Here is a 13966-nt window from a genome sequence, read left to right as displayed (position 1 = left end):
AGGGCTGCAGTTTTCCACGATTTCTCCAAAATGGCATAGAAAAAAGGCTGTTAACCTTCAAGGCGATAAAAATCACCTATCTGTCACAGCCCCTTAGAATAAATAAAATGCAATAATGATGATTCCTAAAATAATTCTATAATAACCAAATAATTTGAAATCATGTTTCCTAATATAATTCAATAAGAAGCGAATTGCAATAATCGAAACTACAAATGCAACAAAGGTTCCAACTAGTAGCATTACAATTTGTATAAAGGTAAAATTAAAACCAAATTTTATAACCTTTAGTAAGCTAGCTCCTGCCATTACTGGTACAGCCAAAAAGAACGAAAACTCACTCGAGACTGTGCGAGAACAACCAAGAATACTCCCTCCTAAAATTGTTGATCCAGAACGCGATGTCCCTGGAATCAATGCCAACACTTGAAAACATCCAATTCCAAATGCTGTTTTATAATCCAGTTGCTCTAAACGATTAATACGAACCCTACGCTTTGTGTTCTCTAACACAATAAAAGCAATCCCGTAAATTATCAAAGCAGCTGCAATTACTAATACTCCACTTAAAACATCCTCAACCACATCATCAAATAATACTCCTATTATACCAGCTGGAATACATCCAATAATTATTTTAAACCACAAACTCCAAATTTCTCTTTTTTCTGTTTCGGTTTTTCGTGAAAGAAATGGATTCAAACGTTTAAAATACAATACACAAACTGCCAAGATTGATCCAAATTGAATCACCACTTTAAACACTTCAAAGAATTTAGGATCCCCAAATGACCACAATTGCTCAAATAAAATCAAATGCCCTGTACTACTAATTGGCAACCATTCTGTAATCCCTTGAATAATTCCTAAAATAATCGCTTTGATAATCTCTATCATCGTATCTTACCTCCGTTTATGTATGTTTCCACTAATTCTTTGAACACCATGCCGCGTTGCTCATAAGAAACAAATTGATCATAACTTGCACATGCAGGTGATAAGAGAACAACATCCCCTGCTTGAGCAATCATCACCGCTTTTTGGAATGCTTCTTCCATTGTTTCACAAGTTTCTGTATTAGTAAACACATCTAAAAATAGATTTTTAGTTTCACCAAAACTAAAACATTGTTTCACTCTATTATCATATGGCTTCAAAATATCAAAAGATAATTTTTTATCGTATCCACCTGCTAGTAAAATAATATTTCTGTCAAAAGCTTCAAGTGCTGGGACTACTGCTTCAGCATTTGTTGCTTTAGAATCATTATAAAATAAAACTCCATCTTTCTTAGCTACATACTCTAAACGATGTTCAACCGATTTAAACATTTTTAATCCACTTTGAATATGTTCAAGCGATACTCCCAAAATATACGCCATACAGGCAGCAACCATTGAATTTGCTACATTATGTTTACCCACAAGTTTCAAAATATCAATATCAAACAATTTTGTATCCTTATAATACACCTGATTATTATCTATGTATAAATCTGCTTTCTTTGTCAACGAATAATCTATTATATTACATGGAATATTAGTTGCGTATTGCAAAACATTTTCATCATCAATATTACGAAGAAAGAAATCTGTTTCATCACAACATTCATAAATTTTCATCTTTGATTTATAATATGCATCCAAATCCTTCATATAATCCAAATGATCAGGAGCGAGATTGGTTACAGTACTTACCTTAGGTTTGAATTTTTCTACTCCTAACAATTGAAAATTACTTAGTTCCAATGCAACATTAACATCTTCATCTTCATGATTTAGCACCAACTCACTTAATGGAGTACCAATATTTCCAGCTACATATGCTTTCTTTTCTTCATTTAATAAGGCATATAAAATAGATACTGTTGTCGTTTTTCCATTCGTCCCTGTAACAGCAGCATAATGAAAATTATTTGCATACCAAGCTGCAACTTCTATTTCAGTATATATCTTATATCCCTCATCAACAAAATAAGCAATAAATGGAACATAATAAGGAATTCCTGGATTTTTCACAATAAAATCATACTTTTGCTCTTTCAAAAAATCAGGATGTCCTTCATCAAAAACTTTAATCCCCATAGCTTCAAGTTCTTGCTTTTCCTGTATTGATTTAGCATCTGTTAAAAATACTTGAAAGTTTTTCTTTTGTAAAAGCTTACTTACTGCAACCCCACTTCTCGCAGCTCCTATAACCAATACCGATTTCAACTTACATCACTCCAATCAAATACCCCAAAGTAGCAAGAATAATTCCTATAATATAAAACATTACCACTACTTTTGTTTCACTCATACCACTCATTTCAAAATGATGATGAATAGGCGCCATCTTAAAAATCCGTTTTCCTCTAAGTTTAAAGGAAATAACTTGTAAAGCAACGGATAAAGCTTCTATCACAAAAATACCACCAATGATAACAAGTAAAATTTCCATTTTTAAGATCAATGCTGTTCCCGCTAATAATCCTCCTAGTGCCAAAGAACCTGTATCACCCATAAAGATTTTTGCAGGGTGTGTATTAAATCGTAAATATCCAATAAGAGCCCCTAAAACTGCAATCAAAAAAATTGCTAAATCATATTCATCAGCACGAAATGCAAAAAAGATAAATGGAACAATCGCAATACTTACGGTTCCAGCACACAATCCATCTAGTCCATCTGTAAGGTTGACTGCGTTGCTTTCTCCTGTAAACATAATAAAGATTACAACAAAGAAAAATAACCCTAATTCCACATATGTATCCAAAATTGGAATCCATAGCGATGTATCTCCAATACTTTTATACATAAAGAAAAATAAAATAGCTAAAAAAGATTGCATCAAAAATTTTACTTTTGGAGATAATCCATTATTGTTTTTTTGAACCACAATAATGAAATCATCAATGAATCCAATCGTTGCATATCCAAGATATGCAAGAATAACAATTAACATTTTAAAATCAGTAAAAATCGCTGGATTCAAAATTCCGCATACAAGGATTGGGATTAAGACAAAAACAATTCCTCCCATGGTAGGAGTACCTGTCTTCACTTGATGTGAAGCTAACCCCTCTTCTCTTTCCGTTTGCGAAAACTTTATTTTATGTAGATAAGGAATAAGAATCGGCATCACGATTAGTGTTGCTATTAAACTCACCCCAAAAGATATTAAAACATTTGTATCCATACTTATTCCTTTCTAATAATCAACGCTTATAATAGTACGATATTTTTTACTCTAATTCAACTTCTAGTTTACTGTCTTTGGTGATAACGGTTCCTTCTCCTAAACTTTGTTTTCTCACCGTTCCACCTTTTCCAGTATATGTCACATCAAGTCCACAGAGTTTTGCATAAATTGATACATCCTTCCGTGACCATCCACTCATGTTAGGAACCTTAATATTCGTTCCATCTGTCAACAAGAAAATGTTTTGCTTTGATAAAACAGTACTACCCGTAAGTGGAAATTGAGAAATTATATTAGTTCCATCTCCAATATAATATGTCTTTACATCAAAGCCTTCTAACTTTTGTTTTACGTAATCAAGTGAATGATTTACAAGCGATGGCATTACATATTGTGAATAATTTGTATTCTCAGTAGTTGTGTTTTCAGTTGAAGTCGTTTGTTGTGATGATTCATTATACTTATCCAATGCACTTAAAGACTCACGTACAATATCTTTAAAATAATCTGTTGAATAATTTTTTATATTTGAACTTTCAAATGCATAATAAACAATAATTTCTGGATCTTCTGCAGGAGCAGCCGCCAAAATAGAACTTGTGAAATATTCTCTTGAATATCCTTTTTCACCTTCAAAAGCAATTTCTCCTGTTCCTGTTTTTGCCATCATTGTTATATCACTCATCTTATAATGATTTGCCGTTCCTCCTGGATCATCTACAACTTGCCGCATTAATGTTTGTATTTTTTTCGCTGTTTCTGCCGTAATTGGCTGTCCTACTTTTTCAGTTTTCCCTTGATATAATACATCTCCAGTATTAGGATCAACTATTTTATCCACTATATACGGTTTAATTAGTGTCCCATCACCAAAAATAGCAGTTGCAGCCTGTACAATTTGATAAGAATTAATGGTCGAAGCTTGTCCAAAACCAATTGCCATTTTACTAAACGGATCCGAATCAATAGCATTCAATACACCTACACGATCTGACAACCCATACATATCAACACTTTCAAATAATTTGAATTTTTTCAAATACTCTATATTTTTATCGATATTTAAATAATTTGTAAGCAAAGACGCAATTGCTGTATTTGTTGAATAGATAAGCCCTTGATCATAAGTGATGATTCCTTTATCATTTCCCAATGCATCATTTACTGCTCCTATACTCCCTTCAGGGGAGTCAATCCGAACCGGATTCCCTTCAGCATTCACTCCAATATATGCTGTTTTTGATTGGAACATTGCATTTCCATCATAAACTCCCTCGTTCATCGCGGCTGCATATACAAAAGCTTTCATTACCGAACCAACCTCAAAAGGACGATCACTTGTAATGTTATACTCATTTTTTTCAATACCTTCTTTTGTATTCAAATCATAAGTTGGATATCCTGCCTGTGCTAATACCTTACCAGTTTTAGCCTCCATAACGATACCCCATGCATAATTTGCATTGTTTGATTCCATGGTCTGTTGTAAAGCTTTTTCTAATGCCAATTGCGTATCACGATCGATGGTTAAATATACATCATTTCCAGTCTCTGGAATTTTTGTATATTTTTGTGTATTCGGTAAGCGATTACCACTAGAATCGGTTTGATACACCACTTCACCACTAGCTCCTGACAATTCTTTATCAAATGTTTTTTCAAGACCTGTAACTCCTGTTAAGTTTCGATTATCATCATATTCAGTAAATCCAATCAATTGTGATGCAAAGGTACCTACTGGATATGCACGACTCGTAGATTTAGTGAAATCCAGCCCTGTCAATCCTAAATTTTCAATTTTTTCCTTTTGTTCAGCTGTTAAATTTCTTCCATGATTTCCAAATTCAGTTTGACTTTGTCCTGCTTTTTTAGCACTTTCTAATGTGTTTTTTAAACTTTCTGCAACTGCCGCCACTTTACTTGGGTCACTTTCAATTATTTTCGCAAGTTCTTGACTAGTTTTATCATAATCTACAACGTAAACAGGAGTATCCCCTGCATTCACACGTTCTTCGTCAATATACGCAAACAAATCATAAGATTCAATATCTTGAGCAATTACTTCTTTTGAACGATCATAAATATGACCGCGATTCGCAATAATTTTTTCCTTTTTATACTTACTTCCCTCTTTCATACTCAGAATATTTTCTCCACTGCGAAAATGGGTTCCTGTAACAATAGTAAAAAGGACATTAGCGGCGACAAGCGCCACGATAATGCCCATCACAATTCCGATATGACTAGCTGTTTTTGCCGATTTTTTCGGATTAATTAACTTCATTTATACCCCTTCATTTCTAATCGTTTTTAACTGATACTATTTGTTTTTCATTCTTCTTCAATTGACCTTCTTCTGCTATTTCCATGATCCTTTCACGGTTCACTAAGCCCTTTACTTCAAATTCTAAATTTGAAACATCATTGTTCAATATTTCATTTTCATTTGCTAACTTCGCTTCTTGATTCGCTAATACAACATTGTGTGAGCGCAAAACAGTAACCGATGCTAAATAACAAAAAATTGACATCACAAAAATTAAGGAAATCAACCCTTCGATTCTTAATTTCTTTTTCTTTTTAACTATCTTAACCATTTTCATCTACCTCACTTTTCTTAATACTCGCAATTTTGCGCTATGCGATCTTCTATTTTTAGCTAATTCTTCATCACTAGCCGTCATTGGTTTTCTATATAATTCTTCATAATCCTTTGTTTGTACCTGATTAGGCATCAAGGGAATTCGTTTATCCGTTTTCTCTGGACGTGCATACTCTCTAAATTTCTCTTTCACAATTCGATCTTCAAGAGAATGAAATGTAATTACGCACAATCTTCCATCAACTTTTAAATGCTTAATAGCAACATCCAATACATCCTTTAGTGCTCCCAATTCATTGTTCACTTCTATACGAAGCGCTTGAAATGTTTTCTTAGCAGGATGTCCTTTCGCATTAACCACTTTTGCTGGTAACGCTCGTTTGATTACATCCACCAGTTGTAAAGTTGTTCTTATTGGTTCTATATTTCGTTGTTGCTCAATTTTGCGAGCAATTTGTTTTGCAAATTTTTCTTCGCCATATCTTGAAATAATATATACAAGTTGTTCATATGAATATGTATTTACTACTTCATAAGCACTTAAAGACTGTTCTTGATTCATACGCATATCTAACTTTGCTTCATAGCGATAAGAGAACCCTCTTTCACCATCATCAAACTGCGGAGATGATACACCAATGTCTAGTAGCATTCCATCAATCCCATGGATTTCATATTTATCAAGAGCATTTTGAAGATTTTCAAACCCATCGTGAATCACTGTATAATTCTCACCTATTGTGGATAACTTTTGAATAGACTCATCAATCGCTTTTTGATCTTTATCAAATGCATAAAGATGTCCATTGGGAATACATTTTAAAATTTCTGTACTATGCCCTGCTCTACCTAGCGTTCCATCAATATAAATTCCATCACTCTTTATATGCAACGCTTCTATAGATTCATCTAGCATCACTGGATAATGTTTCATTAGATCAAAAAGTCTGTTAATGTTTCCGCAACTTCTTCAAAATCATTGTTATGTTCATCATTGTATGCTTCCCATCTTTCTCTTGACCAGATTTCAATGGTGTTTCCAGCTCCAATTACACAACATTCTTTGACTAGTGCAGCTTCTTTAACCAAAACAGATGGAATCAAAATACGTCCTTGGTTATCGATTTCACATTCACTTGCTTTTGCAGTTAGATTTCGTTTAAACAAACGTGTCTCACGCTTTGTGTTTGGAAGTAGCGCTAATTGTTCGGAAAGTTTTTGCCATTGATCCATTGTATAGACACTCAAACATCCATCTAACCCTTTGGCAACAATAATATTTCCTCCCAATTCTTCACGAAAACGAGCCGGTATGATAATACGACCTTTTTTATCAATATTGTGTGCATATTCGCCTATAAAGTTGCGCATTGCAACAACATCAGCCATATTTTCACCCACTTCCCGCCATTTTTCGCTACTTTTTACTACTTTCTACCACTATTATATATAAAAAAAACACTTTTGCATAGTGTTTTTAATGAATTATTAATTTTATTTTCAATTTGTTTTATCTCACATGAAATGTACTAATCCGTTTCAGGTGATTAAGCTTTCACAAAAGACACTTTTTACGATAAAAACATTTAGAACTCCATAATAGCTTCACAAGAAAAAAAGTGCTTTTTCAGCACTTTTTAAGTCTGTTCTTTGAAACCTTCATCTACCAGTAAACGAACCGCATCTTTCATAAGCTTTGATGTGGCACCATATGAAAGGTTCAACCAACCAGCCCCTGCACCACTTGCGCATACAACCGCTTGAATAAGATTATCTTCACAAAAAATTGAATACGTTAATGAAGCACTGGAGTTTGTTCGCAAGAAGTATTTCTCCTTTACCGCAATGAATACCTTGACACTTTCTCGATTGAATGTAACAATCTCTACTTCATTGCTATTTTCCTTTAGCCTTCCTTTTAATTTTTCAAATATTGTAAAAGCATCTGGACTTGTTAGTATTAGTTTCTTTGTTTCCATATAATCCCCCCCATTTAAAACAATGCCATTTGGTTTTCATCTTGCAATCCATTCAAGACGCCAAGTGCTTCTAATTTTTTTACCAATGTTGAACTTAGCAACGTTCGATTTAGTAAATCTTGTTTCGAAATAAACGAATGGTCTTTACGTGCTTCTACAATACTCAAAGCAACATTCTCTCCTAATCCATCTACACTAACAAAAGAAGGGATTATCGAATTCGGATGATCTTCATCAATAACATAACGCGTTGCCTGTGATTTATTAATATCAATATTTTGTACTCGATATCCACGCAAAACCATCTCTAATGCCAACTCTAAAGATGAATATACATTCTTATCCTTATCTGAAACATCACGTTTTGTTTCAGGGTTATTTAATCTATTTCTAATATCACTCATTTTCGCTTTGATGCTAGCCTCTCCTTTTACCATTGTCTCAATATCATAAGCATCACAACGAATAGAGAAGAACATACAGTAATAATGAAGTGGTTTATGCACTTTGAACCATGCAATCCTCACTGCCATTGTTACATATGCTACAGCATGTGCTTTCGGGAACATATATTTAATTTTCTCACAAGAATCAATGTAGTAATCTTCAACATTGTTTGCCTTCATCTCTTTGATCCACTCAGGACGTAATCCACGACCTTTACGAACACTTTCCATGATTGTAAAGGCCAACTTAGGTTCCATACCTTTTTGCATCAAGTACACCATAATATCATCACGACATCCGATTACTTCTTTCAAAGTACAAGTTTTATTATCAATCAAGTCTTTTGCATTATTTAACCAAACATCGGTTCCATGTGATAAACCTGAAATCTTTAGCAACTCTTCAAATGTAGTAGGTTTTGTTATTTCTAAAATACCTCGTACAAAAGGTGTACCAAATTCTGGGATTCCTGCTGCTCCAGTTTTCTCAACATTCTTTGTCGTATCAATATTTAAAGATTCGACATTAGAAAAAATTGCCATCGTTTCTGTATCGTTCATTGGAATCTTTCGGACATCGACCCCGCTCATCTCTTCTAAGATTTTCATCGCTGTAGGATCAACGTGTCCCAAAATATCAAACTTTAATACATTTTGCTCGATATCATGATAATCCAAATGGGTTGTTTTCATATCTTCATTAGGATTGTTTGATGGGTATTGAACAGGTGTGAACTCACTCACATCCATATCTTGTGGGAATACAATGATCCCTCCTGGATGTTGTCCAGTACTACGACGAACACCATCACACTCTTTTGCTACATAGGTGGTGCGAGCATTCGACATTTTACCTTCCATGTCCATCTCTTCGCAATACCCTTTTACATAACCAAACGCCGTTTTACTAGCAACCGTTGCAATTGTTCCTGCGCGATATGCATTTTCTTCACCAAAATATTCTTGAAGAAATTTATGTGCTTTCTCTTGATATTCTCCAGAGAAGTTCAAATCAATATCCGGAACTTTGTCCCCCTCAAAGCCAAGGAATGTTTCAAAGGGAATGTTTTGACCTTCTCCAACCAACTCATGTCCACATTTCGGACATTTCTTAGCTGGTAAGTCAAAACCTGATTGTACTTCTCCTTCAGGAACAAACTCACTGTACTGACAATGTGGACAGATATAGTGTGGCGCCAATGGATTTACCTCTGTAATATTAGCCATCGTTGCCGCAAAACTAGACCCTACTGACCCACGTGACCCAACCAAATAACCATCATCTAACGATTGCTTCACCAATAAATGAGATACATAATATACAACCTCAAAACCATTCCCAATAATACTTTGTAATTCTTTATTCAATCGTTCTTCTACAATGGTAGGTAATACTTCACCATAAATACTATGTGCTGTATCCATACAAAGATCACTTAACAATTTTGCACATCCTTCAATATGAGGTGGATACAAGTCACTCTTAATCGGTTCTACAAACCCTATCATATCTTTAATCTTATTTGTGTTTTCAACAACAATTTCATACGCTTCCTGTTGCCCTAAAAAAGCAAAAGTTTCTAACATTTCATTAGTCGTTCTAAAATGTTGTTTGGGTGATGGAATCCGTAAGCGCTTTTCACGATTATATATATATAATGGATGGCGAACCCCACCAATCCCTTGTGCATTAATAAACACATCTCGAATTTGTTTGTGATCTTCACGAACATAATGGGCATCTCCACTTGCAACGACCACTTTACCAAGCTCTTTTCCCATATCAATCATCGTTTTTAAAATTAATTTCAGTTGATCTTCATCGCGAATTGAACCAAGTTGAATCATATGACGATAATTTTCTAATGGTTGTACTTCTATATAGTCATAAAATTCCATAAGCTTTTTTAAATGCTCATCACCTCTTGTATGAGCTGCTTCAAAAACTTCAGAATTAAGACAACTAGAGCCAATCAATATATTTCCTAAAGCTCTTTTCTTCATCACTTCTTCACGAATGATTCTCGGTGCACAAATTGGTTTGTTATTACTTTTCCCAACCTCTGCTAAATAAGTCGTATGACTCATAGAAACTAAATCAAAAATATCTTTTATTCCTGCTTCATTTTTCGCTAAAATGGTCACATGTTTATCACGAATAGAACCATAACTTACTTCTTTATTTAAACTACAAAGATCTGCAATTGTCTTCTTATCCTTTAAATCATTCAACATATGTAACAATACTTCGGATAATATATTCGCATCATAATCAGCACGGTGAGCAACATCTGCATCGTACTTAATTTTGTAATATCGCGCTACATTCCCTAAGCGATATCCCCTACGATCTTTAATTAGTGCTTTTGCTAAATCAAGGGTGTCAATGACTGGATTATTGATTTTTTCCATATGTAAACGCGTCAAAGAATCGTTAAGGAAGTTAACATCAAAACTGGCATTATGAGCAACCAAGACACTATCTCCAATAAACGCTAAAATCTTGGGCATTGCTTCTTCTAAAGTGGGAGCTTGTTCAACATCACTATTTGTGATGTTGGTAAGTTCACTAATATGACTTGAAATCGCAATTGGTGGCTTGATGAACATTTGCATCGTATCTTTCACAACTCGATTTTCTATCAATGTTGCACCAAACTCAATAATATGATCATATTTTGTTGACAAGCCTGTTGTCTCAAGGTCAAACACACAATATGTTGCACTTTCTAATTCGCGATTATCTGGATTATAAACAACATCAAATGTGTTATCAATCATGCTCATCTCAACACCATAAATCATTTTAAAAGGCTTTTCACGTCCCATATTGATTTTACTTACAATCCGTTGCGCTGTTGGATATGCTTGTACAACATTATGATCAGTAATTGAAATGGCATCATGACCCCATGTATTTGCCTGCTTTATATATTCTTCAATTGAACTAACTCCATCCATCTCACTTAATTTAGTATGCAAATGTAGTTCCACGCGTTTTCGCTCAGCTGTATCTTGCTTTTGTGGTACGATAATTTTTTCAATTGTTTGTGGCACAAAAATATTTTCACGACGATATTGATTATATTCTACTCTCCCTGAAGCAACCACATAATCATTCTCTTTTATCTCTTCTAAAATTTCTTTTGTTAGTTTGCCACGCTCAAAACGTTGAATTACAATCGCTTCCTCATCATCACAAATATACAAGCTTTGCGCAATCTTTCCATTTCTCATCACACGATTATCAATTTCAAATATCTTTCCTTGAATCTTTACTTCACTGATTCCTTCACTCAAATCTTTGATTCCTATAATTGGATAATCATTAATTTTCTTTCGTGGCTGATAGGTCATTTCTTTTTTCTCTTGCTGAACCACAGCTGGTTTTTCCATCAACTGAATTTCAGCTTCTCTAATTTTTTCATCCATATTAAGTTGGGTAACATCAACTGTTAATATAATTCCAAATCGATGCAATTCTTGAACCAACTCTTCCACAAGTTCATTTGCGCTTTGTTGTTCTTCAATACTTTGATAACGATATACTAAAGTATCATTTTCTAAGCTAGGAAACACACTAATAAAAACATTCAATTTCCCATTGTTATTTACAATATGACGAATATATTTATTAATGTTTACAATTGCATATTCCGGATTCGTGATTTTCATTTTCAAATCCACTTTACATTGTAATTGACGAATTAACTTACTTACAAAAATATCATATACTTGATAATCCAATAGTTGTTCGAATTCAATATATAAGACAATCCGATTTTGGGCTTTATAAAAAGCAGGTTTTTCTATAAAAACTGCTTTTTCAAAAGATTTCAGCTCACTTTCATCCATACCTATTTGTCTGGCTAGATCATATACTTTATGCTCCATACTTCACACTCTTTTCTTCCTTGAAATTATACCATAATACTATCTGTTTTTTTACTATCTTCCTGCTCTTTTCAAAAGAAAATATCATATTGAAAAGACAATGCTAACCAAATACATAACAACTATACCTGCACCACTAAAATAAACCCATAACGATTTGTTTTTATGTCGTAACCCAAAATAAGTAATGAGCGATGCAACTATCCCACACCCTGCAAAGAGAATCGCTTCTCGATTATAAGAATAGATTCCGGATCCCGTATATAAAATATCTGCAAAGCAAAGAATCATAAAATTAAATACACAGCTTCCTACGATGTTCCCTGTGGAAGCATTAAAATTATTCATTTTCACAAGTGAAACAGAAGCACTTAATTCTGGTAACGATGTTGCAACACCTAAGAAAATAGCTCCTCCTACGGTTGAACCAAGTGATAATTCTTTTGAAAGCTTATCAGATACTTGGGTTAAAATAATGGATACAGCAACCAATAATAAGGCAAATATTACAAACCGAATGGCAATTTGCTTCACAGTAAGTGAAACATCTGTTGTTCCTTCCTCTTCACTATTATCGTCGCTCATTGTCTTTACTGAAATAGCATAGATGATAATTAGAATAATCGTAAAAATATCAACATGAAAACCAAAGATATTTATGTTGCTATCCAATAATAATGCTGCAATAGTACATCCATACATTAAAATAGCAAACAATAAAGAAGAACTATTTGATTTATCAATCTTTGCTTTCATAAACTTTTTTCGATACGTAAGCATCAATACTCCAAGAATGGATAAATTGAAAATATTACTTCCTAACACGTTCCCTTCTACCAAAGCAGGTTCATGCAATGAAAAAACTGCCGTCAAGGAAGTAAACAACTCCGGCAGTGAAGTTACAGCTGCGAGCAATACGCCACCAATAAACGCACCAGATAAAGATGTTTTTTTATCTAGTGCATCCACATAACCCGCTAATTTTGTTGACAAAAACACTGTCAATAATGCCAATATACCATATTCTAAATAAATCATAAGTGCCCCTAACTATTTTTCAAAATAAATATAACCAATTCAAATCATCATGTTTTTCCAATTTAAAGATATTAAATTGAATAAATTTGATCATTTGCTCACCCTGACTCATGTTATATCAATAAACCTATTTTGCCATTTTTAAAAATGCATCCTTCGCAGCTTGTTGTTCTGCTTTTTTCTTTGAAGAACCTTCTCCTCTTCCTAAGATAATATCATCTAGTTTTACTTCAATTAAAAAACTAGGATTATTACTAGGACCAGTCGTTTTAATCAAATGATAAGTTACCGTCTTTCTTGTATCAGCTTGGATACACTCTTGTAACTTTGTCTTATAATCAACTACACTATCTTCTTTTGGTGCATCTATTACAGGTGTTATAAGTGGTTTTAAAATTTTATTGATATATTTATATCCAACATCTAAATATACAGCACCTAAAATGGCCTCAAATAAATCACTCAATAATGAATTTCGCTTTCTTCCACCACTCTTTTCTTCACCAATACCTAATAGTAAATATTGATCCCATCCAAGTGTCCGACAATATATAGCAAGCGCCTCTTCTCTAACCAATTGACTTCTCAGCGTTGTCATAACTCCTTCATCAAACTCAGGAACATGGTGAAACAAAGCATTTGTTACCCATAATTGTAAAACTGCATCACCAATGAACTCAAGTCTTTCATTATCCCCATGAACTGTAGAATGTTCATTCAAATACGAAGTATGTACACACGCTTGTTTTAAATATTCTTTATTTTTATATGGAATCTTATGTTGATCCATCCATGTAAATATAGTGTCCATAAATTATCTCCTTGTA

At 33.7% G+C, this 13966-nt stretch carries 11 protein-coding genes; all 11 read right to left on the bottom strand.

The features are described 5' to 3' along the window. Positions 1-93: 93 nt before the first annotated feature. The 11 genes from M2475_RS06100 to rnc all read right to left on the bottom strand — a co-directional run bounded on the left by M2475_RS06100 (position 94) and on the right by rnc (position 13950). A complete protein-coding gene (locus M2475_RS06100; protein ID WP_277490267.1) occupies positions 94-897 on the bottom strand; it encodes an undecaprenyl-diphosphate phosphatase in 804 nt (267 codons plus the stop codon). Then, positions 894-2213, bottom strand: coding sequence for a UDP-N-acetylmuramoyl-L-alanine--D-glutamate ligase (murD, locus tag M2475_RS06095; protein WP_277490265.1), 1320 nt, complete (start codon positions 2211-2213; stop codon positions 894-896). The genes M2475_RS06100 and murD overlap by 4 nt, the downstream gene beginning before the upstream one ends. A 1-nt stretch (position 2214) precedes the next feature. Then, positions 2215-3177: a phospho-N-acetylmuramoyl-pentapeptide-transferase gene (gene mraY / locus M2475_RS06090; protein WP_277490264.1), complete on the bottom strand. Its 963-nt coding sequence runs from the start codon at positions 3175-3177 to the stop codon at positions 2215-2217. Between the two features lie 46 nt (positions 3178-3223). Continuing rightward, the gene (locus M2475_RS06085) at positions 3224-5464 is read right to left on the bottom strand and encodes a penicillin-binding transpeptidase domain-containing protein (RefSeq protein WP_277490262.1); all 2241 of its coding nucleotides are present in this window, start codon (positions 5462-5464) and stop codon (positions 3224-3226) included. Between the two features lie 16 nt (positions 5465-5480). Next, positions 5481-5777, bottom strand: a complete 297-nt coding sequence (locus M2475_RS06080) for a cell division protein FtsL (protein ID WP_277490261.1) — start codon at positions 5775-5777, stop codon at positions 5481-5483. A gap of 6 nt (positions 5778-5783) precedes the next feature. Next, positions 5784-6716, bottom strand: coding sequence for a 16S rRNA (cytosine(1402)-N(4))-methyltransferase RsmH (gene rsmH / locus M2475_RS06075; protein ID WP_277490260.1), 933 nt, complete (start codon positions 6714-6716; stop codon positions 5784-5786). Then, positions 6716-7171, bottom strand: a complete 456-nt coding sequence (gene mraZ / locus M2475_RS06070) for a division/cell wall cluster transcriptional repressor MraZ (RefSeq protein WP_277490259.1) — start codon at positions 7169-7171, stop codon at positions 6716-6718. Before mraZ ends, rsmH begins: the two co-directional genes overlap by 1 nt. A 248-nt stretch (positions 7172-7419) precedes the next feature. Then, positions 7420-7761, bottom strand: a complete 342-nt coding sequence (locus M2475_RS06065; RefSeq protein WP_277490258.1) for a DUF6054 family protein — start codon at positions 7759-7761, stop codon at positions 7420-7422. A 14-nt stretch (positions 7762-7775) separates the two neighbouring features. Further along, positions 7776-12101 (bottom strand): PolC-type DNA polymerase III, encoded by a 4326-nt coding sequence (locus M2475_RS06060; protein WP_277490257.1) that lies wholly within the window; start codon positions 12099-12101, stop codon positions 7776-7778. An 84-nt stretch (positions 12102-12185) separates the two neighbouring features. Next, positions 12186-13139 carry a sodium:calcium antiporter gene (locus tag M2475_RS06055; RefSeq protein WP_277490255.1) on the bottom strand — a complete coding sequence of 318 codons (954 nt, stop codon included), beginning with the start codon at positions 13137-13139 and terminating at the stop codon, positions 12186-12188. Between the two features lie 127 nt (positions 13140-13266). Then, complete coding sequence (rnc, locus tag M2475_RS06050) at positions 13267-13950, bottom strand: ribonuclease III (RefSeq protein WP_277490254.1); 684 nt, start codon at positions 13948-13950, stop codon at positions 13267-13269. Between the last annotated feature and the right edge of the window lie 16 nt (positions 13951-13966).

The sequence above is a fragment of the Breznakia sp. PF5-3 genome, from assembly GCF_029504745.1.
In the GTDB taxonomy this organism is placed as follows: Bacteria; Bacillota_I; Bacilli_A; order Erysipelotrichales; family Erysipelotrichaceae; genus Breznakia.
Note: the sequence above shows the minus strand (reverse complement) of the source record. Positions and strands in the feature narration are given on the sequence as shown.